Consider the following 25,398-nt stretch of genomic DNA (forward strand, 5'->3'; position numbering starts at 1 on the left):
GTCGTACGCGCATCTCCTAGTCTGGTCGCGCACAACCGGGGGGACCGACGGCGGACGGACGACATGGATGGCCTGGTGGCTGTGGCTGCTCGACGGGGTCGGTGCTGTCCTGCTGCTGGTCGTGCTCGCCGGCCTGGGGCTGGTGCTGCGCCGTCGGCTGCTGGAGCGGCGCGGCGGCACCTTCGAGCTCAGCGTCCGTGACGGCCGCCAGCCCGAGGGGCGCGGCTGGGCGCTCGGTGTCGGGCGCTACCGCGACGACTCGCTGGAGTGGTTCCGGATCTTCTCGCCCCTGCCGCGCCCGCGGCAGGTCTGGCGTCGCGACGACCTCGACCTCGTCGGCCAGCGCGAGCCGCAGGGTCTCGAGCGCCACGCCCTCTACGCCGACCACGTGGTGGTCACGTGTCGCACCGCCGAGGGCGTGGTCGAGATGGCCCTCGACCCCAGCTCCCTGACCGGCCTCTCCTCCTGGCTCGAGGCCGGCCCCCCCGGCGCCCGCGGCGCCGGCGCGGGCGGCTGACCGTTGCCCTGACCGTGGCGGCGTGCGGCTCGCCCGACCGCGGGGCGGGCTTTTCGTTCGAAAAGCCCCGTGACACGCCGGCGGCCGGGAGCGTATCGGTAGAGAAGTGGCCCGGCCCTTCTCGTCTGTGGAGAACTCGGGCGCAGGGGTGATCAGGCGGCACCCTCACGGGATGGCACGACCACGTCACCGATGGCATCCCGTCGCCCTGCCTCCGCAGGGGCTCGTCAGGCCGTCACGCGTCGACCCGCAGGGCCTCGACGGTCCGACCAAGAAGCAGAGCGAGGGTCGCTTCTGGGTGCGCACGAGCCACGGCTGGCACGTGCCGGTCACCGCGCCGCGACACCTGCCCGAGCAGCGGATCCTGGAGCAGTCGGTCCGGCTCGGCAGCCACGGCGGTGTCACGGCGTGGGCCGCCTGCCGGCTGTGGGGAGCGAGCTTCTTCGACGGGCTGGCCCGCGACGGCGCCACCTGGCTCCGGGTGCCGCTCAACGTCGGCCCCCAGGGTCACCTCGCGTCGAGCCGGCACTCCTTCCCGCTGCACCACGTGCTGCTGCCAGGTGACCGGACGACCCGCTTCGGCATCCCGACCGTCGTGCCCGAGCGAGCGGCGTACGACGCCATCCGGCTCGCGCCCGATTGCACGGCCCGGATCGTGGCAGCCGACATGGCACTCGCCGGGCAGATCACGTCGATCCCGCTCCTCACGGAGTACGCCGAGCGGCAGCCGCAGCACCGGCGGCTGGTGCTGGCAGTGCTGGCGGCCGCGTCCGAGCATTCCCGGTCGCCGCGTGAGACCGAGCTCCGCGTGGTCGCGGAGACGGAGGCTGGGATGTCGGGTCTGCTGGTCAATCCGTGGTTGTACGACCTGCACGGGACCTTGCTCGGCATCCCCGACCTCCTCGACGTGGCCGCGGGGGTGGCTCTTGAGCTCGAGGGCGCCGATCACGACGGAGGTGTCCAACGCGCGGCCGACCACCGACGGGCCGGCCGGTTCCACGAGGTGGGTCTCGAGGTGTGCCGGGTGGTCGGCCACGAGACGTCACACCCGAGGATGGTCGGGGCTCGGATCCGCCAGACGCAGGCCCGTGCTGCCGCCATCCCGGCGAGCGAGCGGCGGTGGGTGGCCGTACCTCGCGATGACGACCTGCACGACCTGGTCATGCAGCGGCGCCTCGGTCTCGCCCCCGGGGCGTGACGGGCGCGTGTTTTCGACTGATCCGCACCCTCCTGCCGGCGTGTCGAGGAGCGGTTCGGTCGGAACGTGCAGCACGGAGGGGCTTTTCGTTCGAAAAGCACCCCGCCCCCGGGACCGGCCCTACTCGGCCGCCGGGCCGCGCTCGCCGCCGGGGACCCACAGCACGTCGCCGCGGGAGCGGTTGGCGTGGCGGGCGAGGATGAAGAGCAGGTCGGAGAGGCGGTTGAGGTAGGTGATCGACAGCTTGTTCATCGACTCGCCGTGCACCTCCCAGGCGGCCCAGGCCGAGCGCTCCGCGCGGCGGCAGACGGTGCGGGCGACGTGCAGGTGGGCGGCGCCGGGGGTGCCGCCGTTGAGGATGAACGAGCGCAGCTTGGGCAGGTCCTCGTTGTAGGTGTCGCACCACGCCTCGAGCCGGTCGACGTAGTCCTGCTCGATGCGCAGCGGGGGGTACTCCGGGTCGGGCACGACCGGGGTGCAGAGGTCGGCGCCGACGTCGAAGAGGTCGTTCTGCACGTGGGTGAGGAGGTCGACGACGTCGTCGTCGAGGTCGCCCGCTGCCAGGGCGACACCGAGGTGGGCGTTGGTCTCGTCGACGTCGGCGTACGCGCACAGCCGAGGGTCGGTCTTGGAGGTCTCGCTCATGTCGCCGAGGCGGGTCTGACCGTCGTCGCCGGTGCGGGTGTAGATCCGCGTCAGGTTCACCATGGCTGCCAGCCTAGGGGGACCACGACTACCCTCCCGGGGTGCCCGAGACCACCTCGCTCGACGGTGCCCGCCGCATCCTGCTGCACGGGGTGACGGGTGCGGGCAAGTCGACCCTGGCCGCCCGCCTGGGTGACACGCTCGGGATCGCGTGGACCGACGTCGACCACCTCAACTGGCGACCCGGCTGGACCGAGGTCGATCCCGAGCGGTTCGCCGCCGACGTCGCCACGGTGGTCACGACCGACGAGTGGATCCTCGACACCGCCTACAGCCGCGTGCGTCCGATGGTGCTCGACCGGGCGCAGGTCGTCGTCGCCCTCGACTACCCCCGCCACGTGGTGCGCCTGCGGCTGCTGCGTCGTACGGCGCGCCGGGTGCTGCTGCGCGAGCGGGTCTGCCACAGCAACGTCGAGACCCTCCGGCGGGCCCTCGGGCGCGACTCGATCCTGCGGTGGCAGCAGCAGGCCTACCCACGCAAGCGCGAGGCGCTGCGACGGATGGTGGCCGCCGCCGACGGCCCCCCGGTGCTCGTGCTGCGCCACCCGCGCGAGGCGGAGCGGCTGCTCGCTAGTCTCGCGCCATGAGCGGCGCCCTGGGGTTCGAGGTCGTCTCCGAGGGTCCCCTGACCAGCCCGTTGTCAGGCACGGTGCAGCTCGGCGGTGCCAAGAACTCCGCGCTGAAGCTGATGGCCGCGGCCCTGCTCGCTCCGGGCCGCAGCACCGTCACCAACGTGCCGCAGATCCTCGACGTCGCCGTGATGGGCGACCTGCTGGTGCAGCTCGGGTGCACGGTGCAGCTCGACTTCCCCGACGACGAGGTGTCGGGACGCGCGGTCATCGACGTGCCCGAGGACCTCGGCCACGAGGCGCCGTACCACCTGGTGCGCCGGCTGCGGGCCTCCATCGCGGTGCTGGGTCCGCTGACCGCCCGCTGCGGCCGGGCCAGCGTCGCGCTGCCGGGGGGCGACGCGATCGGCTCGCGCGGCCTGGACATGCACATCCGCGGCCTGGAGGAGCTCGGCGCGAGCACCCGCATCGAGCACGGCCAGGTCGTCACCGAGGTCGCGGCACCGGGTGGCCGGCTGGTCGGTGCCGACCTCCACCTGGAGTTCCCCTCGGTCGGCGCGACCGAGAACCTCCTCATGGCCGCGGTGCTGGCGCACGGGCGCACCGTGGTCGACAACGTGGCGCGCGAGCCCGAGATCGTCGACCTGTGCCGGATGCTGCAGGCGATGGGCGCCCACATCGAGGGCGTCGGGGGCCCGACGCTCGAGGTCGAGGGCGTCGACCGGCTGCACCCCGTCGAGCACCGCACGGTCACCGACCGCATCGTCACCGGCACCTGGGTCTTCGCCGCGGCCACGGCCGGGGGGGAGCTGCGGCTCGAGGGGGGTCGCGCCGAGCACCTGGGCATCGTGGTCGACAAGCTGGTGGGCGCCGGGCTCGAGGTCGACAGCGACGACGCCGGACTGCGGGTGCGGTGCGAGCGCCGGCTGCGCTCCTTCGACGTCGCGACGCTGCCGTACCCCGGCTTCCCGACCGACCTGCAGCCGTTCGCGATGGCGCTCGCAGCGGTCTCCGACGGCACCGCCATGATCACCGAGAACGTCTTCGAGGCGCGCTTCATGTTCGCCCAGGAGCTGGCCCGGCTCGGAGCCGACCTGCGCACCGACGGCCACCACGCCGTCGTGCGCGGGGTGCCGCTGCTCTCCGGCGCCCCTGTGGTCGCCCACGACATCCGTGCCGGGGCCGCCCTCGTGCTCGCCGGCCTCGCGGCCCAGGGGCGCACCGTGGTCGCCGAGGGCCACCACGTCGACCGGGGCTACCCCCGCTTCGCCGAGGCGCTGGCGGCGGTCGGGGCCCGGGTACGCCGCGTCGAGGTCGAGGCCTGAGCGCTGCTGCGGAACCAGGTGCCCACCTGGCGCGTCGGAAATGTCAGGTGCCCGCGCGCGGGCATAGTGACACCATGTCGTGAGCGGCACAGGGGGTGGGAACCATGGACTACTCGGTGGGCGAGGACGTCCTCGTGCTGCACGGGTCGGTCGACGTGCGTTGCACGGCCGAGCTGCGCGAGCTGCTCTACGCGCTCGTCGACCGGGTCGAGGCGTCCGGCGGTGCCGACGCCGTGGTCGACCTGACCGACGTCGATTCGATCGACATGACCGCCCTGAAGCTGCTGGCGGTGGCCAACCGCGTCGCGCGGCGGCGCGGCGTACGCGTGCTCCTGCGCGGGGCGAGCACGGGCGTGCGCCGGCTGCTGCACCTGACCCACCTCCGCTCGGTGCTGACCCTGGAGCCGACCGCCCCCGTGTGAGATTCCGCCCGTGTGACGCAGGCAACAGCCCTTACCCGCGAGTAGCCGACGGGCCTACCCTCGGGCCATGAGTGACGCGAGCGCCCGACCCGCCAAGGACCGTCCCTGGGTGATGCGGACGTATGCCGGGCACAGCTCGGCCGCCGAGTCCAACAAGCTCTACCGCACCAACCTCGCCAAGGGGCAGACCGGGCTCTCGGTCGCCTTCGACCTGCCGACCCAGACGGGCTACGACCCCGACAGCCCGCTGGCGCGCGGCGAGGTCGGCAAGGTCGGCGTGCCGATCCCGCACCTGGGCGAGATGCGCCGGCTCTTCGAGGACATCCCGCTGACGGAGATGAACACCTCGATGACCATCAACGCCCCGGCCATGTGGATGCTGGCGCTCTACCAGGTCGTCGCCGAGGAGCAGAACCCCGGCCTGGAGCCCTCGGAGGTCGCCGGACAGCTGGCCGGCACGACCCAGAACGACATCATCAAGGAGTACCTCTCCCGCGGCACCTACGTCTTCCCGCCGGAGCACTCGCTGCGGCTGATCGCCGACGTGATCGCCTACACGGTCAACGAGATCCCCAAGTGGAACCCCATCAACATCTGCAGCTACCACCTGCAGGAGGCGGGGGCGACGCCGACGCAGGAGCTCGCCTACGCGCTGTGCACCGCGATCGCCGTGCTCGACCAGGTCAAGGACGCGGGCCAGGTCAGCGAGGACGACTTCGCCAAGGTCGTCGGTCGCATCTCGTTCTTCGTCAACGCCGGCGTGCGCTTCGTCGAGGAGATGTGCAAGATGCGCGCCTTCGTGCAGCTGTGGGAGGAGATCACCCGCGAGCGCTACGGCGTCACCGACGACAAGATGCGCCGATTCCGCTACGGCGTGCAGGTCAACTCGCTCGGCCTGACCGAGGCGCAGCCCGAGAACAACGTGCAGCGCATCGTGCTGGAGATGCTGGGCGTGACACTGAGCAAGGACGCGCGCGCCCGCGCCGTGCAGCTCCCCGCGTGGAACGAGGCCCTCGGCCTGCCGCGGCCGTGGGACCAGCAGTGGTCGCTGCGGCTGCAGCAGGTGCTCGCCTTCGAGTCCGACCTGCTGGAGTACGACGACCTCTTCGCCGGCTCCCACGTGGTCGAGACCAAGGTCGCCCAGCTCGTCGAGGACGCCCGCGCCGAGATGGACCGCGTCCAGGCGATGGGCGGCGCCATCGCGGCGGTCGAGTCGGGCTACATGAAGCAGGAGCTCGTCAGCAGCCACGCCGCCCGGCGTGCCCGCATCGAGAACGGCGAGGAGGTGGTCGTCGGGGTGAACAAGTTCGAGACCACCGAGCCGTCGCCGCTGACCTCCGACCTCGACAGCGCGATCCAGGTCGCCGACCCCGAGGCGGAGCGCTCGGCGCTGGCCGGCCTCGAGCAGTGGCGCGCGCAGCGTGACGAGGCGGGCGTCGAGCAGGCGCTGCGCGACCTCGCCGCCGCCGCCAAGTCCGAGGCCAACCTGATGACCGCGACGCTCGCCGCCGCCCGGGCGGGCGCCACGACGGGGGAGTGGGCCGGCACGCTGCGCGAGGTCTTCGGTGAGTTCCGTGCGCCCACGGGCGTCGCGGGCGCGGTCGGCGTGGCCGAGGCGGGCGCCGAGCTCACCGAGGTGCGCGAGGCGGTGCGCCGTACGGGCGAGCAGCTCGGCGGACGGCTCCGGCTGCTGGTCGGCAAGCCCGGCCTCGACGGCCACTCCAACGGCGCCGAGCAGGTGGCGGTGCGGGCGCGCGACGCGGGCTTCGAGGTGGTCTACCAGGGCATTCGGCTCACCCCCGACCAGATCGTCGCCGCGGCCGTCGCCGAGGACGTGCACTGCGTCGGGCTCTCGATCCTCTCCGGCTCCCACATGGAGCTGGTGCCGGACGTGCTCGACGCGATGCGTGCCTCCGGCCTCGAGGACGTGCCCGTCATCGTGGGCGGGATCATCCCCGACCGCGACGCCCGCGCCCTCACGGAGCTCGGCGTCGCCGCGGTCTTCACGCCGAAGGACTTCAGCCTGACCCAGGCGATGGGCGGCATCGTGCGGGCCATCCGCGAGGCGAACCAACTGGTCTAGCCTCACGCCGGGCAAACCGGACGCGCCGACCCCGTGTCGGCGGACGCCCGGCGCGATCCGTCGTACTGTGCCACTCGTCGCCGGTGAGGGCCGGCGGCTGTTTTCGGGCGAACAGGAGCGGGCGACCGCGATGCTGCAGGTGCACGACGACGGGCCGTGGGAGCTCGGGGCACTCACGGACTCCGTGCGCGCCTCGGAGGAGGCGCTCGTCCTCTGCGAGCCCGCCGGCACGGTGCTCGTCGCCAACGAGGCCGCGTCGGAGCTGCTCGGCATCCCGGTCCCCGGCATCGTCGGGCTCGACGTGTCGCACTTCGGCCGCGAGCCCATGCACGCCTTCCAGCGCGAGGCGATGACGGCCGTCGTCGCCAACGGCATCGAGGTCACCGTGCGCGACGCGCGGGTGCTCCGCGCCGACGGCTCGCGCCGCCAGCTCGACCTCACGCTGTCGCCCGTGCAGACCGACGACGGCGACCTCGTGACGGTCGCGATGCGCGACGCCTCCGGCAAGCAGCAGCAGACCAAGCTCTTCCGTGGCCTGCTCGAGGCGGCGCCCGACGCCATGGTCATCGTCGACCGCGACGGGCGGATCACCATCGTCAACGTCCAGGCGGAGCAGATGTTCGGCTACGAGCGCGCCGAGCTGGTCGGGCAGACCGTCGAGATCCTGGTCCCCGACCGGTACTCCGGCATGCACATGGCCTTCCGCCAGGGTTACGTCACCGAGCCGCGCACCCGGCCGATGGGCCTCGCCGGCGACCTGAGGGCGCGCCGCAAGGACGGCAGCGAGATCCCGGTCGAGGTGACGCTGTCGCCGCTGGAGACCGAAGAGGGCCTGCTCGTGCTGGCCGCCGTGCGCGACATCAGCGAGCGCAAGCGGATGCAGGAGGAGAACGACCGCGTCAAGGACGAGTTCTTCGCCACCGTCTCGCACGAGCTCCGCACGCCGCTGACCTCGATGATCGGCTACGGCGAGCTGATGACCGACCTCGAGGAGCTGAGCCCGCAGGGCCAGCGCTTCCTCTCGGTCATCATGCGCAGCGCCGAGCGCGAGCTGCGCCTGGTCGACGACCTGCTGACCCTCGTGGCCATCGAGGAGTCGGGACTGGCCATCCGTACCGCCGAGATCGATCTCGAGCTGGTCGTGCGCGACGCCGTCGAGGCCGGGCGGCCACGCGCGGAGGAGGCGCGACTGTCGCTCTCCCTCGAGACGCCGGGCGCGGCCGTGGCGATGTGGGGCGACCGCGACCGGCTCGGGCAGGCCCTCGACAACCTGCTCTCCAACGCCATCAAGTTCACCCCCGCCGGCGGCGCGGTGCGCGTGGCGCTGCGGCAGCGTGACGGCTCGGCCGAGATCGACGTCGTGGACACCGGCGTGGGCATCGGCGAGGAGGACCCCGACCAGCTGTTCGAGCGGCTGTTCCGCGCGCCGACCGCGGTCGCGCAGCAGACCCCGGGGGCGGGCCTCGGGCTCACCATCGCGCTGGCGATCGTCGAGGCGCACGCCGGCACCATCGAGGTCGTCGAGAGCGGGACGGCGGGCAGCACCTTCCGGATGACCTTCCCGCTGCGACGACCCGCGGCGGTCGACTGACCGCTGGCCGGCCTCAGCGCTCGGCGACGTAGTCGATCTCGAGCCACGGCGACCACCCGGCCGTCGTACGCCGCTCCCACCGCGCGTGCATCGACCGGCCCGTCGGCGGGTCCACCAGGAAGCCCGCCCGCACCGACTCGCCGAGGATCTCCCAGGTGTCGGCGCCGGTGCGGCGCAGCCGGTTCATCTCCGGCATCGGTCCCTCCTCGAAGGCCAGCATCCGCCAGCCGCCCTCCGGGTGCTCGCCCCCGATGACCTGGTGCAGGTAGGAGATCTGGTCGCCGACGCGGGTCGCGCTCTGGTGGGCGATCCACCGCCCACCCGGCAGCACCGTCCAGCTGTCGTGGCCGACGATCTCGGCGGCGACCCTGCCGGTGCGGTCGAGCACCGCGCCCGTGGTGCGCCACCGCCCGATGAGCGGCTCGAGCGGCAGCAGGCTCGGCACGAGGGTCGAGTCGTGCTCCGGCAACGACGACATCGCCTGCGCCTCCTCCCGACGCGGTCTCCCGGTCCAGTGTGCGCCGTCCGCAGGGAGGTCGGAAGGCCCGGATCGCCCGGCCTCGGTATCCGCGCCGGCTCCGCACGCGGCTCGGTGTCAGGATCGGGTCGCGGACAGCGTTCTCGGGGGACCGGATCCTGACAGCGAGTGCGTCGGCGATGCCGTGTCGTTCGCGTCAGCCGTACGGCGGGTAGGTGCGGGCGCGCCGCCAGCGCCACGGCCACGGGAGGCGGACCGGCCCCGCACGGAGGACCTCACCGGAGCCCAGCCGGATCCGGATGGACGCATCGTGCTCGCTGCCGGACTCCTGGACGCGACCCTCGGCGACGGACGCCACGACATCCCGGACGTGGGCGAGCGCGCCATCGTCCGTGACGTCGAGGAGCTCGAGATGGGCTCGACCGATCGCTACGTAGAGATCGCCCTTGACGTTGTGGGCAATGCTGATCGCGGCCCGGCCGCCCAGTCGGGGGGGTCACCTGGGTGAACCACATGTCCGCGCGTGACGGATCGTGTGGGATCACTGTCGCCATGCCGCAGTGATCCCACACGATGACGGGTTGCCGGCTCCGGGCGTGCGGCTGCGTCATCGCACCGGAAGTGGGGCGAAGGATGCACGGATCGACGACGACCAGGTGAGGCCACCGTCAGCGACGGTGCCCTGGATCATCAGCCCGTTGGCGTCCCCGTCGCCAGGAGCAGTGGGGCGCACGTCGGGGAAAGCCTAGAAGAGTCGCTCGCTGGGGTCGTCCATGCCGCGCAGGGCGTCGTAGTCGACGACGGCGCAGGCGATGCCGCGGTCGGTGGCCAGCACCCGGGCCTGCGGCTTGATCTCCTGGGCGGCGAAGACCCCGCGCACGGGGCCCTTGCGGGTCAGGGCGGGGTCGCGGTTGAGCAGGTCGAGGTAGCGGGTCAGCTGCTCGACGCCGTCGATCTCGCCGCGGCGCTTGATCTCGACGGCCACCGACATCCCGGCGGCGTCGCGGCACATCAGGTCGACCGGCCCGATCGCGGTGGGGAACTCGCGTCGCACCAGCGTCAGGCCGTCGGCCAGCGTGGCGGGGTGCTCGGCGAGCAGCTCCTGCAGGTGCTTCTCGACGCCGTCCTTGACCAGGCCGGGATCGACGCCGAGGTCGTGGCTGGAGTCGGAGAGGACCTCGTCGATGAGGATGCGCAGCGAGTCACCGGTCTTGGCCTCGACCAGCCACTCGGCGCGCCCGTCCTCGGCGTGGCTCTCGCGCAGCGTGCACGGCGGGCTCATCCAGTTCAGCGGCTTGTAGGAGCCACCGTCGGAGTGCACCAGGACCGAGCCGTCGGCCTTGAGCATGAGCACCCGGGTGGCCATCGGCAGGTGCGCCGTCAGCCGCCCCGCGTAGTCGACCTGGCAGCGGGCGACGACGAGTCTCACGAGCGGGGAACCTACCCGACCTCCCGGGGCCTGACATCCTGGGGCGGTGACGCGTGCGGTCGTGGTCGGAGCCGGGGTGGTGGGGCTGACCTGCGCCGTGCGGCTCGCCGAGGCCGGCCACCGCGTCGACGTCCTGGCGCGCGACCTGCCGCGGGAGACGACGTCGGTCGTGGCAGCCGCGCTCTGGTACCCCTACCGCGCGCTCCCGCAGGACCGGGTCACAGCCTGGTCCGCCCGCACCTACGCGGTCCTGGCCGAGCAGGCCGACACCGGCGTGCCCGGGGTGCGGGTGCTCCCCGGCACCGAGGTGCACCGGGCTCCCGCTCCTGACCCCTGGTGGGTCGACGCGGTGCCCGCGCTGCGTCGTACGCCGGCCCCGGCGACGTACGCCGACGCGTGGGAGCTGGACGCCCCCGTGGTCGACATGCCGCTCTACCTCGACTGGCTGGTCGAGCGGCTGGAGGCGCTCGGCGGCACCCTGACCCGGATGAGCCTGGGCGGCCTGCCCCGACCGCGGAAGGGCGAGGTCGTGGTCGACTGCGCCGGCATGGGCGCCCGGCTGCTCGCGGGCGACCACGCTGTCGTCCCCGTGCGGGGGCAGGTGCTGCACGTCGCCGGCGTCGCCCTCGACCGGTGGTGGCTCGACGGCTCCGTGCCCGATGCTCCGACGTACGTCGTCCCGCGCACCGACGTCGTCGTGGTCGGCGGCACGGCGCTGGAGGGGGAGTGGAGCCGCTCCGTCGACCCCGCGACGACGACGGCGATCTGGGAGCGCGCGACCGCGCTCGTGCCCGGGCTCGCCCGCGGGGAGGTCGTGCGGCAGAAGGTCGGGCTGCGACCGGTGCGCCCGTCGGTGCGCGTCGAGGCCGACGCCGAGGTCGACGGGGTCGTGCACTGCTACGGCCATGGGGGCGCCGGCGTCACCCTGTCCTGGGGCACCGCCGAGGAGGTCGTGCGGCTGCTCGACGTGACCGGTGCCACAGGGTGACCCGTCGGTAACCTCTGGCACCATGTGGCCATGACCGAGGCCCCTGAAGCAGCCCGCGAGTCCCGCCAGTTCCGCACCGTCGGCGTCGTCGGGCTCGGCACCATGGGGGCCGGCATCGTCGAGGTCTTCGCCCGTCACGGCTACGCCGTGGTCGGCGTCGAGATCGACGACGAGGCCGTCGCCCGGGGCCGTCAGCACCTCGAGGGCTCGACCGCCCGCGCCGTGCGCCGCGAGAAGCTGAGCGAGTCCGAGCGCGAGGAGCTGCTGGGCCGGGTCACGCTGACGGCGGAGCTCGCCGACCTGCGCGACGCCGACCTCGTGGTCGAGGCCGTCGTGGAGTCCGCGGCCATCAAGAAGCGCATCTTCGCCGACCTCGACGACATCGTCTCGCCCGACACCGTGCTCGCGACCAACACCTCGTCGCTCTCGGTCACCGAGATCTCGACGGCCAACAAGCGCCCCGGCCGGGTCGTCGGGATCCACTTCTTCAACCCGGCGCCGGTGCAGGGACTCGTCGAGGTCGTGCGCACGGTCGTGACCGACCCCTCGGTCCTCGACGACGTCTGCGACCTCGTGCGCACGCTCGGCAAGAACCCCGTCGTCTGCGGCGACAAGGCCGGCTTCATCGCCAACACGCTGCTCTTCGGCTACCTCAACCACGCGGTCTCGATGTTCGAGGCCCGCTACGCGACGCGCGAGGACATCGACGCCGCCATGCGCTTCGGCTGCGGCTACCCGATGGGCCCGCTGGCGCTGCTCGACCTGATCGGCCTCGACACCGCCTACGAGATCCTCGAGACGATGTACCGCCAGGGCCGCGACCGGCTGCACGCCCCGGCGCCGATCCTCAAGCAGATGGTCACCGCGGGTCTGCTGGGTCGCAAGTCGGGTCGCGGCTTCTACACCTACGAGGGTCCCGACTCGCCGGTCGTCGTCGCCGACGAGCGCACGCCGTCGGCGGCCGATGCCCCGCAGCTGCGCCACGACATCGCCACGGTCGGCGTCGTCGGCACCGGCACCATGGCCACCGGCATCGTCGAGGTCTTCGCCAAGGCCGGGTACGACGTCGTCTACGTCGGCCGCAGCGACGCCAAGGTCGACGGGGTCCGCGGCACCATCGAGCGCTCGCTCGACAAGGCGATCCAGCGGGGCAAGCTGGAGGAGTCGGCGAGGGCCGAGGTGCTCGGGCGGCTCACCGGCACCACCGCGCTCGACGACCTCGCCCAGGCCGACATCGTGGTGGAGGCGATCGCCGAGGACCTCAAGGTCAAGACCACGCTCTTCGAGAACCTCGACGAGATCTGCAAGCCCGGCGCGATCCTGGCCACCACGACCTCGTCGCTGCCGATCATCTCGTGCGCCTCGGCGACCAAGCGGCCCCAGGACGTCATCGGCATGCACTTCTTCAATCCCGCCACGATCATGAAGCTGGTCGAGGTGGTCTCGACCGTCTCCACCAGCAGCGAGGTCGCCGAGACCGTCACCGCGCTGTGCGCGAAGGTGGGCAAGGTCGCCGTCTCGTGCGGCGACCGGGCGGGCTTCATCGTCAACGCGCTGCTCTTCCCCTACCTCAACGACGCCATCAAGATGCTCGAGGCGCACTACGCGACCGCCGACGACATCGACGCCGCGATGAAGCAGGGCTGCGCGCTCCCCATGGGGCCGTTCGCGCTGCTCGACGTGGTCGGCAACGACGTCTCGCTGGCGATCCAGCGCGAGCTCTACCTGGAGTTCCGCGAGCCCGGCTTCGCCCCCGCCCCGCTGCTGGAGCACCTGGTGACCGCGGGCTACCTCGGCCGCAAGACCGGTCGCGGCTTCCGCGACTACAGCTCCCGCTGAGGTCCGGGCTGGCAGACTCGACCGACGTGAGGCCCGTCCTGCTCGTCGTGTCGTTGCTGCTGGCCCTGGCCGGGTGCGGCGGCACGACGCCGCCCGCGGCCGAGGACCGCAGCCCGACCAGCAGCCCCACGGCCGAGGCGGCCCCCTCGCCCCCGGCGATCCCCGACGAGGACCCGTTGCCGTGCGCGAAGGTGCGCGCCGGCATCGACGCCTTCAACGAGGGTGCCCCGGAGCTCACGGTGCGGTTCTTCCGTCAGGCCGTGCCGGAGGCCGAGCGGTACGCCGCCGACGAGCCGTCGCGCACGGCCGACCTGCTGCTCGAGGCCGTGCGCTACTACGCCGAGCTGCCCGCCGACGACTACGCCGGCGCGATCACCGGCTCGTCCGAGTTCAAGCGGCACCAGGTCGTCACCCTGGCGGTCTGCCGCTACGGCGAGGAGGGCTCGAGCCCGGCTCCCGACGAGTCCGACGACGTCGTGCCGGCCTGACGCCTCAGCCCCGGTGCGGCCAGAGGTCGCGCAGCAGGGCCAGCTCGGCGCCGTGGTGGAGCACCTCGCGGTGCACGTGCAGCACCAGCGCCGCCATCGGGAGGGTCTCGAACCCGTCCTCGCCGCACGGGCGGGCGAGCGCGGCGTCGTCGAGCGAGCGGACGCCTGCGACCCAGCGGTCGTAGCCGTCGTCGAGCTGCCGCAGCGCCTCGTCAGCCGTGGCGGCGTACGCCCAGGAGTCGTACGACGCCGCCGGGCCGCCGAAGTGACGGGCGTTGCGGTCGCCGAAGATGCCGACGACCACGTGGGCGAGCCGCCACGCGATGGTGGTCACGGGGACGGGCGTGGGCTCGGGGAAGGCGAAGTCCACGCTCACGGAGCCGTCGGGACTCGGGTGCAGGTTCCAGCTGCCGGGCGCCGGCTCCCACAGGTACTCGTCGTCGGTGAGGCCGTCGAGGCGCGGGCGCAGCTGCTGCTCCCAGTGCCACACCAGCTGGTCGAGGAGGAGGTCGGTCCAGTCGAGTTCGCTCATGGGCACACCGTGCGCCTCCAACAGGACAGGTCCTGTCCGCTGTGCCTGGCACGATGGGCGCGTGGGGACGACGGAGCGGGTGCTGCAGCTGCTCGACCTGCTGCAGTCCCGCCCGACCTGGACGGGGCCCGAGCTGGCCGAGCGCCTCGGCGTCACCACCCGCAGCGTCCGCCGCGACGTCGACCGGCTGCAGCACCCTCGGCTACCCGGTCGAGGCCGCCCAGGGCTCGGCCGGTGGCTACCGCCTCGGGGCGGGGACGGCGCTGCCGCCGCTGCTCCTGGCTGACGAGGAGGCGGTCGCCGTCGCGGTCTCGCTGCGCCTGGCGGCGGGCGGCACCGTGGCCGGCGCCAGCGAGGCCGCGGTGCGCACGCTCGCCAAGCTCGACCAGGTGATGCCCCCACGGCTGCGTGCCGAGGTGCGCGCCATCCAGGACGCGACCGACACCCTGCTGGGCGGGGCCGCCCCGGTCGACGGCGACGTGCTGCTCCTGCTGGCGCGGGCCTGTCGCGACCGGGTGCGGGTCCGCCTCGACTACACCAGCGCCCGCGACGTCGCGTCGCGACGCCTCGTCGAGCCGGTGCGACTGGTCGCCACGAGCCGGCGGTGGTACCTCGTCGCGCACGACGTCGACCGCGACGACTGGCGCAGCTTCCGGCTCGACCGCATCGGCGCGGCCAGCGCCACGACCTGGCGCTTCGCCCCGCGGGAGCACCCCGACCCGGTCGCCCTCGTCCAGGAGGGGGTGAGCGCCGCTCAGTACCGCCACGTCGCCCGCGTACGGATCGACGCCCCCGCCGCCACCGTCGCCGACCGGGTGGGCCCGCTCGCGGGCAGGGTCGAGGCGGAGGGGGAGCGTGCCTGCGTGCTCACGACCGGCGCCGAGGCGCTGGAGCACCTGGTGGCCCACCTGCTGCTCCTCGACCTCGAGCTCGAGGTCCTCGACCCGCCTGAGCTCCGCGACGCCATGGCACGTGCGGCCGGCCGTCTCGGACGGGCAGCCTCTCGAGGCCCGGGGTCTCCCTCGGCGCCCGCGTAGGGTTGGGTCATGGTGGAGCTGGTCTTCTGGGTCATCGCGCTGCTGGTGCTCGGCGGTGCGGCGTACGCCGCCGTGCAGCGCTCCAAGCGGCGCCAGGCCGAGCTGGCCGAGAGCGAGCTGGCGCCGGTGCGCACGCTCGTCTTCGAGGACGTCACGGTCCTCGGCGAGGAGCTGCAGCAGCTCGACACCGACCTCGCGGGCCGCCAGCTCGACGACGGCCAGCGCGCCGACTACCAGCGCGCGCTCGACAGCTACGAGTCGGCCAAGCGGGCCGCCGACCGGCTCTCGGCCAAGGACGACGTCAAGCACGTCACGGAGATCCTCGACGACGGCCGCTACGCCATGGCCTGCGTGCGGGCCCGCGTGGCCGGCGAGCCGCTGCCCACGCGACGCCCGCCGTGCTTCTTCGACCCGCGTCACGGGCTCTCCGTCGAGGACGTGCTGTGGGCGCCGCCCGGCGGGGCCGAGCGCGACGTCCCGGCGTGCGCCCTCGACGCCGAGCGCGTCAAGGCCGGCGCCGAGCCCGACACCCGCAAGGTCATGGTCGGCGCCCAGCGGGTGCCGTACTGGCAGGGCGGTCGGGCCTACGAGCCGTACGCCGCCGGCTACTTCGCCGCCTTCGCCCCGATGCAGTGGATGTTCGTCGGCATGATGTTCAGCGGTGCCTTCGGCGGTTTCGGGGGCGGCTGGGACGGCTCCGGCGACACGGGCGGTGACATGGGCGGCGACATGGGCGGCGCGTCCGACTTCGGGGGCTGGTCGGGCGGCGGCGACGTCGGCGGCGGCTTCGACTTCGGCGGCGACTTCGGCTTCTGAGCCCGGTCGCGATCGGCCCGGCTGTCTGCGGTCGTGTGGGTTTGATCGATCAAAGAGTTGACCTGGTCGTAACCCGGACTCAACCCAGCAGTGACCCTGGCTGGGCACCCTGGAGCCATGACCCCGCCCCACAGCGGCCCCGCGACGACCTCGCCGGCCCTGACCGACCCGTCCCTCGCCACCGTCCGTCCGGCTCGTCCGGTACGCCGCTCGCGCGAGGGCGCGGTCTGCGACCTGGCCACGCGCCACCTCCAGGGGGTCAGCAGCCTGCTGGCCGCGCGCGAGGACCTGCGCGGCGTCCACGCCTTCGCCGACGTCGTGGAGGAGTCCGTGCGCTGGTCGGCCTGACCGGGACCTGACTGCCCGCAGGAACGACGACGGCCGCGTCCCCCGAGGGGGACGCGGCCGTCGTCGTCGGCGTGGTCTCGACAGGCTCGACCAGCGAGATGACCTCGGTGCTCAGTCGTCCTTGCCGAAGCCGGCGACCACGTCGTGCAGCGCGGAGAGCTGCGCGGTGATCGAGTCGCGCCGCTTGCTCAGCCGCGCGACGTCGGCCTCGAGCGCCGCGAGCTCCTGCTCCTTCTCGACGTGAGCGGTGTTGCGCAGCTGCTCGGCCTGCTTCTTCGCGGCGCTGACGACCTGCTCGGCCTCGCGACGCGACCGCGTCAGCACCTGCTCGGCCTCGAGCTCGGCGCTCTCGCGGGCGGCCTGGGCGGCGGCGGTGGCCTCCTGGGCGCGGGCCTCGGCGGCCGCGGCCCGGTCCTGGGCCTCCTCGACGAGGCGCTTGGTCTCGGCGCGGGCGGCGTCGTGGTTCTCGGCGGCCTCGCGGGTCATCCGCTCCTGCTCGACGGCCAGCTCGCGCTTGGCCTCGGCGACCTCGCGCTCGGCGGCGGCCCGGGCGGCCTCGGCCTCGCGGGCGGCGCTGGTGCGCTCGGCGTTGGTCTCCTGCTCGGCGGCCAGGCGCATCTGCTCGGCCTGGCGGCGGGCCGAGGCGAGGGTGTCGTCGGCCTCGGCGAGCGAGCGCGTGCGGTGGCCCTCGATCTCGGCAGCGGTGCGGGCGCGGGTCTCGTCGAGCTCGCGGAGGGTCACCAGCCGCATGTCCTCGGCGTCGGACTCGGCCTGCGAGGTGGTGGCCGCGGCGTCGCGCTGGGCCTGGTGGCGCACCTGCTGGGCCTGGGCGTTGGCCTCGGTGAGCACGTCGGCCGCCTGCTCCTCGGCGAGGCGCAGCATCTCGTTGGCCCGCGCCCCGAGGCCGGCGTAGGTCGGGTTGTCGTTCTCCTCGGCCCGGGTGCGCAGCTGCTCGACCTCGGCCTCGAGGGCCTGCAGCCGGGCCTGGGCCTGGGTGAGGCTGGCGGTGAGCCCGGCCTTCTCGGCGGTCGAGGTGCGCACGAAGGCGTCGACGGCGCCGGTGTCGTAGCCGCCGCGGCGCACGGTCGGCAGCTGCGGCGCCGCCGTCCGGGCAGCGGGCGCGGCCGGCTGCTGGGGGGCTGCCTCCTGCGCGGTGGGCTGGGGGGCGGTGGTCTGCGACACGGGCTTCTCCGGGGACGTCTGCGGCGTGCTCTTCTCGGGGTCCTGCGAGGTGCGCTGGGCGGGGGCCGCCGGGCGCGTCCTGGTCTGCGTGGTGCGGTCGTCGACCACCGGGATGACCTGGGTGGCGTCGGCGGACCGGTCGTCGCCCGCGGGCTCGGGACGCGACTCCGGCTGGGGTTCGTCCTCGGGCTCGGGCTCGCGGTCGAAGATGGACAGGCCCTCGTTGGTCATGCGGTGCTCAACTCCCCGTGCGGTGACGACTACCGGCACAGTGTCGCTCACGGGTGATGCCGAAACCGGCCCCGGCGCTGCGACGCGCCGGGGCCGGTTCGGGTGGTGGGACGGATGGGACGCGAGAGGTCTCAGACGCCCCGGAACGCGTTGATCTTGGGCAGCAGGCCGGCCCGCATCTCCTCGTCGCGGACGCCGAGGCCCTCCTCGGGAGCCAGGCAGAGCACGCCGACCTTGCCCTGGTGGCTGTTGTGGTGCACGTCGAGCGCGGCCTGGCCGACCTCGTCGAGGCCGTAGACCCGCGAGACGGTGGGGTGGATCTTGCCCTTGGCCACCAGGCGGTTGGCCTCCCACGACTCGCGGTAGTTGGCGAAGTGGCTGGAGACGATGCGCTTGAGGTTCATCCACAGGTAGCGGTTGTCGTACTCGTGCATGTAGCCGCTGGTGGAGGCGCAGGTCGTGATGGTGCCGCCCTTGCGGGTGACGTAGACGCTCGCGCCGAAGGTCTCGCGACCGGGGTGCTCGAAGACGATGTCGATGTCCTCGCCTCCGGTGAGCTCGCGGATCTTGGCGCCGAAGCGCTTCCACTCCTTCGGGTCCTGGGTCCGCTCGTCCTTCCAGAAGCGGTAGCCCTCCTCGGAGCGGTTGATGATCAGCTCGGCGCCCAGCCTGCGCGCGATGGCGGCCTTCTCCTCGTTGGAGACCACGCACACCGGGGTGGCGCCGCCGTTGAGGGCGTACTGCGTCGCGAAGCCGCCGAGCCCGCCGGAGGCGCCCCAGATGAGGACGTTGTCGCCCTGCTTCATCTGGCCGCCGTGGTGGCTCACCAGCTGGCGGTAGGCGGTGCAGTTGACCAGGCCGGGGGACGCGGCCTCCTCCCAGGTCAGGTGGTCGGGCTTGGGCATCAGCTGGTTGGCCTTGACCAGGGCGACGTGGGCGAGGCCGCCGAAGTTGGTCTCGAAGCCCCAGATCCGCTGCTGCGGGTCGAGCATCGTGTCGTCGTGGCCCATGTGGTCCTCGAGCTCGACCGAGAGGCAGTGCGCGACGACCTCCTGGCCGGCCTTCCACTTGGTGACGCCCGGGCCGGTGCGCAGCACGACGCCGGCCAGGTCGGAGCCGACCACGTGGTAGGGCAGGTCGTGGCGCTTGGTGAGCTCGGAGAGCCGGCCGTAGCGCTCGAGGAAGCCGAAGGTGGAGACCGGCTCGAAGATCGAGGTCCAGACGGTGTTGTAGTTGATGGCCGAGGCCATCACCGCCACCAGCGCCTCGCCCGGGCCCAGCTCGGGCAGGGCGACGTCCTCGACGTGGATCGACTTGCGGGGGTCCTTGTCCTTGCTCGGGATGCCCTCGAACATGTCGACGTCGGCCTTGTGCACCGTGGCGGCGCGGTAGCTCTCGGGGAGCGGCAGGGCGGCGAAGTCCTCCGAGGCGGTGTCGCCGGCGAGGATGGCGTCAAGGATCTGCTGCACGGGTGGTCCTCCGGGGCCGGTGGTCTGGTGGCCCCTGGCCGGCGCTGCCGGTCAGGGGTGCCAGGACCGTACCGGACGGTAACCTCGACCCACCCGGCATTGTGAAGGACGTCTCACCCACACTGGACCAGCCGGTCGCGGCCCGAGCGGAGACCGCCGTCAGGGGAGCCGGGTGCCCCAGCGCAGCGACAGCCCAGCGGCCAGCAGACCCAGCAGCAGCGCGGCGGTGGCGACCCACTGCGTGATCTCGCGACGCTCGGTGGTCCACCCGATCGAGGAGCTGATGTCGTCGTAGACCTGCTCGAGCTCGTCGCCGGTCTGCGCGGTGTACGCCGCTCCGCGCGCCTCCTGGGCGAGCCGCGCCAGCGACTCCTCGTCGACCGGCACCGGCACGAGCTGCCCCTCGACCTCGACGGTGCCCAGCGGGGTGCCGTAGGCGATCGTCGAGACGGGCACGCCCGCCTCGACCGCGGCCCGCGCCGCCTCGGAGGGCGAGCGTCCGACGGTGTTGGTGCCGTCGGAGAGCAGCACGACCTGGCCCGGCACGTCGCCCCCGCCCTCGGCGGCGGCGTCCTCCACCTGCTGCAGGGAGGTGAAGACGCCCTCGCCGATCGCCGTGGCCTCGGCCAGGCGGAGGTCCTCGAGCGCGTCCACCGCCTGCTGCCGCTCCGCGTCGGCCGGCGCGAGCACGGTGACCTGGCCGGAGAAGCTCACCACGGAGACACCGAAGCCGTCCGGCAGGCCCTCGACGAAGTCGACGGCCGCCCGCTGGGCCGCCTCGAGCCGGCTCGGGTCGACGTCGGTGGCCTGCATCGACAGGGAGACGTCGACGGCCACCACCACGGTCGCCCGCTCGCGGGGGACCCGCACGTCGGCCTCGGGCCGGGCCACGGCCAGCGTGAGCAGGGCGAGCGCGACCAGGAGCAGGGCGGCGGGGACGTGGCGGCGCCACCCCGGCCCGCGGGAGGCGACGCGCGAGAGCATCGGCATGGCGGCGAAGCGCAGCGCGTGGCGCTGTCGTCGGCGCTGGGCCAGGACGTAGGCGACGACCAGCGCCACCACGGGGAGCAGCAGCAGGAGCAGCCAGGGGCTGGCGAACCTCATCGCACGCCCCCTCGGCGCGGCAGGCGCTGCTGGCGCACGAAGCGGGCGAGGTCGCGCACCCAGTCGCGGTCGGTGCGCACCACCACGTGGCCGGCTCCGGCCGCGCGCACGGCGTCGGCGACGGCCGCGCGATGCGCCGCGGCCAGGGCGGCGTACTCGTCGCGCACGCGGCGGCTGGAGGTCCACACCTCCTGGGTGTGCCCGGACTCGGGGTCGACCAGCACCACGGCCCCGACGTCGGGCAGCGCGAGGTCGCGCGGGTCGACGACCTCCACGACGAGCACGCCGTGCCGGTGCGCGAGCCGACGCAGCGGTCGCTCCCAGGCGAACGGGCGCTCGGTGCGGCCGTCGGGCTCGACGAGGTCGCTGACCACCACCCGGACCCCTGCGCGGCGGTGGCGTCGCTCGAGCGCGTCGATCGCGCCCGCCAGGTCGGTCGGTGCCGACCCGCTCGCGGGCTCGGCCCGGGTGCCCGGCCGGGACCCGAGGCGGTCGGTCGACAGCGAGCGCACGGCGGCGAGGCGGGGCGGCAGCGGTGCCGACCAGTGCAGGCCCCGGGAGTCGAGCCGGACGCTGCCCACGCGGTTGCCGGGCCCGTCGGAGAGCAGCCCGACGGCGCCGGCGACCTGCGCGGCGAGGTCGCGCTTCTCGGTCTCGACGGTGCCGAAGTGCATGCTGGCGGTGTCGTCGACCAGCAGCCAGGTCTCGCGCTCGTGCTCGGCGCGGGTGCGCCAGACGTGCGGCTCGGTGGTGCGCGCGGTGACGTTCCAGTCGATGCGGCGCACGTCGTCGGAGCCCGGGGCGTAGCGCGCGACCTCCTCGGTCTCGCTGCCCGTGCCGAGCCGCAGCCCGGTGTCGCGCCCGTGCAGACGTCCGTCGAGGTGACGGCCGACCAGCAGCTCGAGCGAGGCGAACGCGCGCGCGGCCTCGGAGCGCGTGGAGGGGACGGCGCTCACGCCGCCCCGCCGCTGGTCTGCTGGGCCGAGACCTGGGGCCGCGGCACCAGCGCCAGCACGTGGTCGACGACCTGTCGGGCGTCGATGCCCTCGGCGACGGCGTCGAAGGTGAGCACCAGCCGGTGGGCGAGCACGTCACGGGCCACGTCGGCGACGTCCTGCGGCAGCACGTAGTCGCGGGAGCGCAGCAGCGCCAGGGCCCGGGCCGCGGCCACCAGGCCGAGGGTGGCGCGCGGGCTGGCGCCGAACTCGACGTGCGGGGCGATCGCGGCGAGCCCGTAGCGCTCTGGCTCGCGGGTCGAGACCACCAGCCGCACGGCGTACTGCGCGACCGCGTGGTGCACGAAGACGCCGTCGGCGGCCCGCTGCAGCGCGACCACGTCGTCAGGGCCGAGCACCGCGTGGGGGCGGGGCGGGTCGACGCTCATCCGGTGCAGGATCGCGAGCTCCTCGGCCTCGGTCGGGTAGTCGACGACGATGCGCATCAGGAAGCGGTCGCGCTGTGCCTCGGGCAGCTGGTAGACGCCCTCGGACTCGATGGGGTTCTGCGTGGCGAGCACGAGGAAGGGCTCGGGCAGCGGGTAGGTGGTGGCGCCGATGCTCACCTGGCGCTCGGCCATCGCCTCCAGCAGCGCCGACTGCACCTTCGCCGGGGCCCGGTTGACCTCGTCGGCGAGCACGAGGTGGGCGAAGACCGGGCCGAGCTCGACGTCGAAGGTCTCGGTCGAGGGCCGCCAGACCCGGGTGCCGACGATGTCGCCGGGCATCAGGTCGGGGGTGAACTGCAGCCGGTGGAAGGTGCCGCCCACCGTCTCGGCGAGGGTGCGCACGGCGAGGGTCTTGGCGACCCCGGGCACGCCCTCGAGCAGCAGGTGTCCGCGCGCGAGGAGCCCGACGAGCATGCGCTCGACCATGTGCTCCTGGCCGACGACGACCTTCGTGACCTCGACCAGGGCGCGCTCGAGGCGCGCGGCCGCGCCGGTCACGTCGACGCTGCTGCCGGACGGGGTCTCGGTGGGGTCGCTCACCACCCCATTGGACCAACCCGGGGCAACCCCCGGCCCGGTCGACGACCCGGGGGTCAGTGGTCGGCGGCCGGCTCCACCAGCTCGACGAGCACGCCGCCGGCGTCCTTGGGGTGCACGAAGTTGATGCGCGACCCCGCGGTGCCGCGACGGGGGGCGTCGTACAGCAGCCGCAGGCCGCGCTCGCGCAGCACGGCCGAGACCTCCTCGACGTCGTCGACGCGGTAGGCGAGCTGCTGCAGGCCCGGCCCGCTGCGGTCGAGGAACTTCGCGATGGTCGAGGTCTCGTCGAGCGGCGCCAGCAGCTGGATGCAGGAGCCGGAGTCGCCGACCCCGACCATGGCCTCGCGCACGCCCTGCTCCGCGTTGGTCTCCTCGTGGAGCACCCGCATGCCGAGCTTCTCGGTGTACATCGCGATGGCCTCGTCGAGGTCGGGCACGGCCACACCGACGTGGTCGATCGCGGTGAACAGGTGCGTGGGGAGGGTGCCGGTCTGCTCGCTCATGCCGGTCAGTGTCGTGGGCCGGCGTACCTGCGTCGACCCCCTGTGACGTCCGTGACACCCTGACCACGAGCGCCCTGCGCGGACTACTGTGCGGCGCAGCCCTACCCCCAGGTAACAGGAGGCCCGCCCCATGTCCGGATCCGTCATCGTCGCCGGCGCCCGCACCCCGATCGGTCGGCTGCTGGGGGGCCTGAAGACGCTGTCCGCGGCCGACCTCGGCGGCGTCGCCATCAAGGGCGCGCTCGAGAAGGCGGGCGTCTCGCCCGAGCAGGTCGACTACCTGATCATGGGCCAGGTGATCCAGGCCGGTGCCGGCCAGAACCCCGCCCGCACCGCGGGCCTGCTCGGCGGGCTGCCCACCTCGGTGCCCTCGACCACCATCAACAAGGTCTGCCTCTCCGGCCTCAACGCCATCGCCACCGCCGACCAGCTGATCCGCGCCGGCGAGTTCGACGTCGTCGTCGCCGGCGGCATGGAGTCGATGACCAACGCCCCGCACCTGCTGCCGAAGTCGCGCGAGGGCTTCAAGTACGGCGACACCTCGCTCGTCGACTCGATGGCCTACGACGCGCTCTTCGACCAGGCCACCCAGCAGGCGATGGGCGGCCTGACCGAGCAGTGCAACGCCTCGGGCACCGACCTCACGCGCGAGGAGCAGGACGAGTTCTCGGCGCAGTCGCACCAGAAGGCTGCCGCGGCGTGGAAGAACGGCCTGTTCGACGACGAGGTCGTCAAGGTCGAGATCCCGCAGCGCCGCGGCGACGCGCTCGTGGTCGACGCCGACGAGGGCGTCCGCGGCGACACGACGGCGGAGTCGCTCGGCAAGCTGCGCCCGGCCTTCGACAAGGAGGGCACCATCACCGCCGGCTCCGCCTCGCAGATCTCCGACGGCGCCTGCGCCGTCGTGGTGATGAGCAAGGCCAAGGCGGAGGAGCTGGGCCTGACCTGGCTCGCCGAGATCGGGGCCCACGGCCAGGTGGCCGGCCCCGACTCCACGCTGCAGCTGCAGCCCGCCAACGCCACGCAGAAGGCCCTCGACAAGGAGGGCATCACCGTCGACGACGTCGACCTGGTGGAGTTCAACGAGGCCTTCGCCGCCGTCGGCATCGAGTCGGCCCGTGCGCTCGGGCTGCCCGAGGACAAGGTCAACGTCAACGGCGGCGCCATCGCGCTGGGCCACCCCGTCGGCATGTCCGGCGCCCGCGTGGTGCTGACGCTCGCCCTCGAGCTCAAGCGCCGCGGCGGCGGCACCGGTGTCGCCGCGCTGTGCGGTGGCGGCGGCCAGGGCGACGCCCTCGTCGTGAAGGTGCCCGCCTCCTGAGCAGGCGCTCGCGCGGTGACGTCCCCTCCCTCGTCTCCCGGGCGCGGGAGGGCGACGCCCGCGCGGTCGCGCGGCTGATCTCGCTCGTCGAGGACGCCTCGCCCGCGCTGCGCGAGGTGATGGCGGCGCTGGTGCCGCACGCGGGCCACGCCCAGGTCGTCGGCGTCACCGGCTCGCCCGGTGTCGGCAAGTCGACGACGACGGCTGCGGTCGTGGGTGCCCTGCGGGCTCGCGGCAAGCGGGTCGGGGTGCTGGCGGTCGACCCGTCGTCGCCCTTCAGCGGCGGCGCCCTGCTCGGCGACCGGGTCCGGATGCAGGACCACGCCCTCGACGGGGGCGTCTACATCCGCTCGATGGCCTCCCGCGGCCACCTCGGGGGGCTCTCCTGGGCGACCCCGCAGGCGCTGCGGGTGCTCGACGCCGCAGGCTGCGACGTCGTGCTCGTCGAGACCGTCGGCGTGGGCCAGAGCGAGGTCGAGATCGCCGGCCTGGCCGACACCACGATGGTGCTGCTCGCCCCCGGCATGGGCGACGGCGTGCAGGCGGCCAAGGCCGGCATCCTCGAGGTCGGCGACCTCTACGTCGTCAACAAGGCCGACCGCGACGGCGCCGACCAGGTGCGCCGCGAGCTCCGCGGCATGCTCGCCCTCGCCGAGCGACCCGAGGGCGCCTGGCGACCGCCCATCGTCAAGACCGTGGCCAGCAAGGGCGAAGGGCTCGACGAGCTCGTCGACGCCCTCGAGCAGCACCGCGAGCACCTCGAGGCCGGCGGCGAGCTGACCCGGCGCCGCGAGCGACGGGCCCGCGACGAGATCGAGGCGATCGCGGTCACGGCCCTGCGCTCGCGCTGGCGGGGCGTGCACGAGCACGACGCCCTCGACGGCCTGGCTGCCGACGTCGTCGGCGGCCGGCTCGACCCGTACGCCGCGGCCGACGCGCTGCTGGAGTCGATCGACGGCATCGACGGGGTCGACACGGCACCGCGCGCCTAGGGCGCGGCGGCGCACGCGCTTGGTAGAACAGGACTGTCCCGTGCGCACAGCAGAGGAGCCGTCATGACCGCCGTGGTGAAGAAGGGCGTCGGCCTTGTCATCGTGCTGTTCCTGCTGTGGTTCCTCGTCACCAGTCCCGGCCAGTTCGGCGCCCTGGTGCGTGACCTGGGCACCTCGATCTGGGACCTGCTCGTCCAGCTGTTCAACGCGCTGAGCCGGTTCCTGTCCACGGTCACGAGCTAGGCCC

At 73.4% G+C, this 25,398-nt stretch carries 26 protein-coding genes and 1 pseudogene; 17 read left to right on the top strand and 10 right to left on the bottom strand.

Annotation, left to right across the window (positions count from 1 at the left end):
* Nucleotides 1-67: 67 nt before the first annotated feature.
* Together ACYU8I_RS05645 and ACYU8I_RS05650 are read left to right on the top strand one after the other, a co-directional pair.
* On the top strand, nucleotides 68-517 hold the full coding sequence (locus tag ACYU8I_RS05645; protein ID WP_460838374.1) for a DUF2550 domain-containing protein: 450 nt from the start codon (nucleotides 68-70) through the stop codon (nucleotides 515-517).
* 172 nt (nucleotides 518-689) lie between these two features.
* Nucleotides 690-1,715 (top strand): hypothetical protein, encoded by a 1,026-nt coding sequence (locus tag ACYU8I_RS05650; RefSeq protein WP_460838375.1) that lies wholly within the window; start codon nucleotides 690-692, stop codon nucleotides 1,713-1,715.
* Between the two features lie 120 nt (nucleotides 1,716-1,835).
* Here ACYU8I_RS05650 and ACYU8I_RS05655 read toward each other — a convergent pair whose 3' ends face one another.
* Complete coding sequence (locus tag ACYU8I_RS05655) at nucleotides 1,836-2,423, bottom strand: cob(I)yrinic acid a,c-diamide adenosyltransferase (protein ID WP_460838377.1); 588 nt, start codon at nucleotides 2,421-2,423, stop codon at nucleotides 1,836-1,838.
* Between the two features lie 38 nt (nucleotides 2,424-2,461).
* Between ACYU8I_RS05655 and ACYU8I_RS05660 the strand changes: the two genes are divergently transcribed.
* The 5 genes from ACYU8I_RS05660 to ACYU8I_RS05680 all read left to right on the top strand — a co-directional run bounded on the left by ACYU8I_RS05660 (nucleotide 2,462) and on the right by ACYU8I_RS05680 (nucleotide 8,410).
* Entirely contained in the window at nucleotides 2,462-3,007 is a 546-nt protein-coding gene (locus tag ACYU8I_RS05660) for a P-loop NTPase family protein (RefSeq protein WP_460838378.1), read from the top strand.
* The gene (gene murA, locus ACYU8I_RS05665; protein ID WP_460838380.1) at nucleotides 3,004-4,314 is read left to right on the top strand and encodes a UDP-N-acetylglucosamine 1-carboxyvinyltransferase; all 1,311 of its coding nucleotides are present in this window, start codon (nucleotides 3,004-3,006) and stop codon (nucleotides 4,312-4,314) included. The genes ACYU8I_RS05660 and murA overlap by 4 nt, the downstream gene beginning before the upstream one ends.
* A 104-nt stretch (nucleotides 4,315-4,418) precedes the next feature.
* Nucleotides 4,419-4,736: an STAS domain-containing protein gene (locus tag ACYU8I_RS05670; RefSeq protein ID WP_460838381.1), complete on the top strand. Its 318-nt coding sequence runs from the start codon at nucleotides 4,419-4,421 to the stop codon at nucleotides 4,734-4,736.
* Between the two features lie 67 nt (nucleotides 4,737-4,803).
* A complete protein-coding gene (locus ACYU8I_RS05675) occupies nucleotides 4,804-6,819 on the top strand; it encodes a protein meaA (protein ID WP_460838384.1) in 2,016 nt (671 codons plus the stop codon).
* Nucleotides 6,820-6,949: 130 nt separating this feature from the next.
* Nucleotides 6,950-8,410 (top strand): PAS domain-containing sensor histidine kinase, encoded by a 1,461-nt coding sequence (locus ACYU8I_RS05680; RefSeq protein WP_460838386.1) that lies wholly within the window; start codon nucleotides 6,950-6,952, stop codon nucleotides 8,408-8,410.
* A gap of 13 nt (nucleotides 8,411-8,423) precedes the next feature.
* Here the strand turns inward: ACYU8I_RS05680 and ACYU8I_RS05685 are convergent, their stop codons facing one another.
* On the bottom strand, nucleotides 8,424-8,888 hold the full coding sequence (locus ACYU8I_RS05685; protein ID WP_460838388.1) for a hypothetical protein: 465 nt from the start codon (nucleotides 8,886-8,888) through the stop codon (nucleotides 8,424-8,426).
* Nucleotides 8,889-9,198: 310 nt separating this feature from the next.
* Here ACYU8I_RS05685 and ACYU8I_RS05690 point away from each other — a divergent pair, with 310 nt between their 5' ends.
* Nucleotides 9,199-9,396, top strand: coding sequence for a hypothetical protein (locus ACYU8I_RS05690; protein WP_460838390.1), 198 nt, complete (start codon nucleotides 9,199-9,201; stop codon nucleotides 9,394-9,396).
* 237 nt (nucleotides 9,397-9,633) lie between these two features.
* On the opposite strand, the gene nucS is transcribed toward ACYU8I_RS05690, so the two are convergent.
* Nucleotides 9,634-10,317, bottom strand: a complete 684-nt coding sequence (gene nucS, locus ACYU8I_RS05695) for an endonuclease NucS (RefSeq protein ID WP_460838392.1) — start codon at nucleotides 10,315-10,317, stop codon at nucleotides 9,634-9,636.
* 46 nt (nucleotides 10,318-10,363) lie between these two features.
* Here nucS and ACYU8I_RS05700 point away from each other — a divergent pair, with 46 nt between their 5' ends.
* The 3 genes from ACYU8I_RS05700 to ACYU8I_RS05710 are packed head-to-tail and all read left to right on the top strand — an operon-like array spanning nucleotide 10,364 to nucleotide 13,632.
* On the top strand, nucleotides 10,364-11,305 hold the full coding sequence (locus ACYU8I_RS05700) for an FAD-dependent oxidoreductase (RefSeq protein ID WP_460838394.1): 942 nt from the start codon (nucleotides 10,364-10,366) through the stop codon (nucleotides 11,303-11,305).
* 30 nt (nucleotides 11,306-11,335) lie between these two features.
* Complete coding sequence (locus ACYU8I_RS05705; RefSeq protein ID WP_460838396.1) at nucleotides 11,336-13,144, top strand: 3-hydroxyacyl-CoA dehydrogenase family protein; 1,809 nt, start codon at nucleotides 11,336-11,338, stop codon at nucleotides 13,142-13,144.
* 26 nt (nucleotides 13,145-13,170) lie between these two features.
* A complete protein-coding gene (locus tag ACYU8I_RS05710) occupies nucleotides 13,171-13,632 on the top strand; it encodes a hypothetical protein (protein ID WP_460838398.1) in 462 nt (153 codons plus the stop codon).
* Between the two features lie 4 nt (nucleotides 13,633-13,636).
* Here ACYU8I_RS05710 and ACYU8I_RS05715 read toward each other — a convergent pair whose 3' ends face one another.
* Nucleotides 13,637-14,164 (bottom strand): DinB family protein, encoded by a 528-nt coding sequence (locus tag ACYU8I_RS05715; RefSeq protein WP_460838400.1) that lies wholly within the window; start codon nucleotides 14,162-14,164, stop codon nucleotides 13,637-13,639.
* On the opposite strand from ACYU8I_RS05715, the pseudogene ACYU8I_RS05720 reads away from it, so the two are divergent.
* The 3 genes and pseudogenes from ACYU8I_RS05720 to ACYU8I_RS05730 all read left to right on the top strand — a co-directional run bounded on the left by ACYU8I_RS05720 (nucleotide 14,163) and on the right by ACYU8I_RS05730 (nucleotide 16,365).
* A pseudogene (locus ACYU8I_RS05720) lies at nucleotides 14,163-15,201 on the top strand (helix-turn-helix transcriptional regulator). The gene ACYU8I_RS05715 and the pseudogene ACYU8I_RS05720 sit on opposite strands and share 2 nt — an antisense overlap.
* Nucleotides 15,202-15,210: 9 nt before the next feature.
* Entirely contained in the window at nucleotides 15,211-16,017 is an 807-nt protein-coding gene (locus ACYU8I_RS05725) for a hypothetical protein (protein WP_460838402.1), read from the top strand.
* A gap of 117 nt (nucleotides 16,018-16,134) precedes the next feature.
* Nucleotides 16,135-16,365, top strand: coding sequence for a hypothetical protein (locus ACYU8I_RS05730; RefSeq protein ID WP_460838404.1), 231 nt, complete (start codon nucleotides 16,135-16,137; stop codon nucleotides 16,363-16,365).
* 111 nt (nucleotides 16,366-16,476) lie between these two features.
* Here the strand turns inward: ACYU8I_RS05730 and ACYU8I_RS05735 are convergent, their stop codons facing one another.
* The 6 genes from ACYU8I_RS05735 to mce form a co-directional block, all read right to left on the bottom strand.
* Complete coding sequence (locus ACYU8I_RS05735; RefSeq protein WP_460838405.1) at nucleotides 16,477-17,778, bottom strand: hypothetical protein; 1,302 nt, start codon at nucleotides 17,776-17,778, stop codon at nucleotides 16,477-16,479.
* A 131-nt stretch (nucleotides 17,779-17,909) separates the two neighbouring features.
* Nucleotides 17,910-19,247: a crotonyl-CoA carboxylase/reductase gene (ccrA, locus tag ACYU8I_RS05740; RefSeq protein ID WP_460838407.1), complete on the bottom strand. Its 1,338-nt coding sequence runs from the start codon at nucleotides 19,245-19,247 to the stop codon at nucleotides 17,910-17,912.
* A gap of 159 nt (nucleotides 19,248-19,406) precedes the next feature.
* Nucleotides 19,407-20,351: a VWA domain-containing protein gene (locus tag ACYU8I_RS05745; protein ID WP_460838408.1), complete on the bottom strand. Its 945-nt coding sequence runs from the start codon at nucleotides 20,349-20,351 to the stop codon at nucleotides 19,407-19,409.
* A complete protein-coding gene (locus ACYU8I_RS05750; RefSeq protein ID WP_460838410.1) occupies nucleotides 20,348-21,307 on the bottom strand; it encodes a DUF58 domain-containing protein in 960 nt (319 codons plus the stop codon). The genes ACYU8I_RS05745 and ACYU8I_RS05750 overlap by 4 nt, the downstream gene beginning before the upstream one ends.
* Nucleotides 21,304-22,335, bottom strand: a complete 1,032-nt coding sequence (locus ACYU8I_RS05755) for an AAA family ATPase (RefSeq protein ID WP_460838412.1) — start codon at nucleotides 22,333-22,335, stop codon at nucleotides 21,304-21,306. The genes ACYU8I_RS05750 and ACYU8I_RS05755 overlap by 4 nt, the downstream gene beginning before the upstream one ends.
* Before the next feature lie 53 nt (nucleotides 22,336-22,388).
* Entirely contained in the window at nucleotides 22,389-22,838 is a 450-nt protein-coding gene (gene mce / locus ACYU8I_RS05760; RefSeq protein ID WP_460838413.1) for a methylmalonyl-CoA epimerase, read from the bottom strand.
* 130 nt (nucleotides 22,839-22,968) lie between these two features.
* Between mce and ACYU8I_RS05765 the strand changes: the two genes are divergently transcribed.
* The 3 genes from ACYU8I_RS05765 to ACYU8I_RS05775 all read left to right on the top strand — a co-directional run bounded on the left by ACYU8I_RS05765 (nucleotide 22,969) and on the right by ACYU8I_RS05775 (nucleotide 25,394).
* Nucleotides 22,969-24,159: an acetyl-CoA C-acetyltransferase gene (locus tag ACYU8I_RS05765; RefSeq protein ID WP_460838415.1), complete on the top strand. Its 1,191-nt coding sequence runs from the start codon at nucleotides 22,969-22,971 to the stop codon at nucleotides 24,157-24,159.
* The gene (gene meaB / locus ACYU8I_RS05770; protein WP_460838500.1) at nucleotides 24,156-25,151 is read left to right on the top strand and encodes a methylmalonyl Co-A mutase-associated GTPase MeaB; all 996 of its coding nucleotides are present in this window, start codon (nucleotides 24,156-24,158) and stop codon (nucleotides 25,149-25,151) included. The genes ACYU8I_RS05765 and meaB overlap by 4 nt, the downstream gene beginning before the upstream one ends.
* Nucleotides 25,152-25,214: 63 nt before the next feature.
* Entirely contained in the window at nucleotides 25,215-25,394 is a 180-nt protein-coding gene (locus ACYU8I_RS05775; protein ID WP_460838417.1) for a hypothetical protein, read from the top strand.
* The last annotated feature ends 4 nt before the right edge of the window (nucleotides 25,395-25,398 follow it).

This window comes from Nocardioides marmoraquaticus (assembly GCF_054777915.1).

Excerpts from the sequence above, each read along its gene's own strand:
- ACYU8I_RS05765 (WP_460838415.1), top strand. The coding sequence starts at position 22,969 with ATGTCCGGATCCGTCATCGTCGCCGGCGCCCGCACCCCGATCGGTCGG.
- ACYU8I_RS05705 (WP_460838396.1), top strand. The coding sequence starts at position 11,336 with ATGACCGAGGCCCCTGAAGCAGCCCGCGAGTCCCGCCAGTTCCGCACC.
- ACYU8I_RS05650 (WP_460838375.1), top strand. The coding sequence starts at position 690 with ATGGCACGACCACGTCACCGATGGCATCCCGTCGCCCTGCCTCCGCAG.
- ACYU8I_RS05655 (WP_460838377.1), bottom strand. The coding sequence starts at position 2,423 with ATGGTGAACCTGACGCGGATCTACACCCGCACCGGCGACGACGGTCAG.
- murA (WP_460838380.1), top strand. The coding sequence starts at position 3,004 with ATGAGCGGCGCCCTGGGGTTCGAGGTCGTCTCCGAGGGTCCCCTGACC.
- ACYU8I_RS05670 (WP_460838381.1), top strand. The coding sequence starts at position 4,419 with ATGGACTACTCGGTGGGCGAGGACGTCCTCGTGCTGCACGGGTCGGTC.
- ACYU8I_RS05730 (WP_460838404.1), top strand. The coding sequence starts at position 16,135 with ATGACCCCGCCCCACAGCGGCCCCGCGACGACCTCGCCGGCCCTGACC.
- mce (WP_460838413.1), bottom strand. The coding sequence starts at position 22,838 with ATGAGCGAGCAGACCGGCACCCTCCCCACGCACCTGTTCACCGCGATC.
- ACYU8I_RS05715 (WP_460838400.1), bottom strand. The coding sequence starts at position 14,164 with ATGAGCGAACTCGACTGGACCGACCTCCTCCTCGACCAGCTGGTGTGG.
- ACYU8I_RS05725 (WP_460838402.1), top strand. The coding sequence starts at position 15,211 with ATGGTGGAGCTGGTCTTCTGGGTCATCGCGCTGCTGGTGCTCGGCGGT.
- ACYU8I_RS05680 (WP_460838386.1), top strand. The coding sequence starts at position 6,950 with ATGCTGCAGGTGCACGACGACGGGCCGTGGGAGCTCGGGGCACTCACG.
- ACYU8I_RS05745 (WP_460838408.1), bottom strand. The coding sequence starts at position 20,351 with ATGAGGTTCGCCAGCCCCTGGCTGCTCCTGCTGCTGCTCCCCGTGGTG.
- ACYU8I_RS05735 (WP_460838405.1), bottom strand. The coding sequence starts at position 17,778 with ATGACCAACGAGGGCCTGTCCATCTTCGACCGCGAGCCCGAGCCCGAG.
- ACYU8I_RS05775 (WP_460838417.1), top strand. The coding sequence starts at position 25,215 with ATGACCGCCGTGGTGAAGAAGGGCGTCGGCCTTGTCATCGTGCTGTTC.
- ACYU8I_RS05675 (WP_460838384.1), top strand. The coding sequence starts at position 4,804 with ATGAGTGACGCGAGCGCCCGACCCGCCAAGGACCGTCCCTGGGTGATG.
- ACYU8I_RS05645 (WP_460838374.1), top strand. The coding sequence starts at position 68 with ATGGCCTGGTGGCTGTGGCTGCTCGACGGGGTCGGTGCTGTCCTGCTG.
- ACYU8I_RS05685 (WP_460838388.1), bottom strand. The coding sequence starts at position 8,888 with ATGTCGTCGTTGCCGGAGCACGACTCGACCCTCGTGCCGAGCCTGCTG.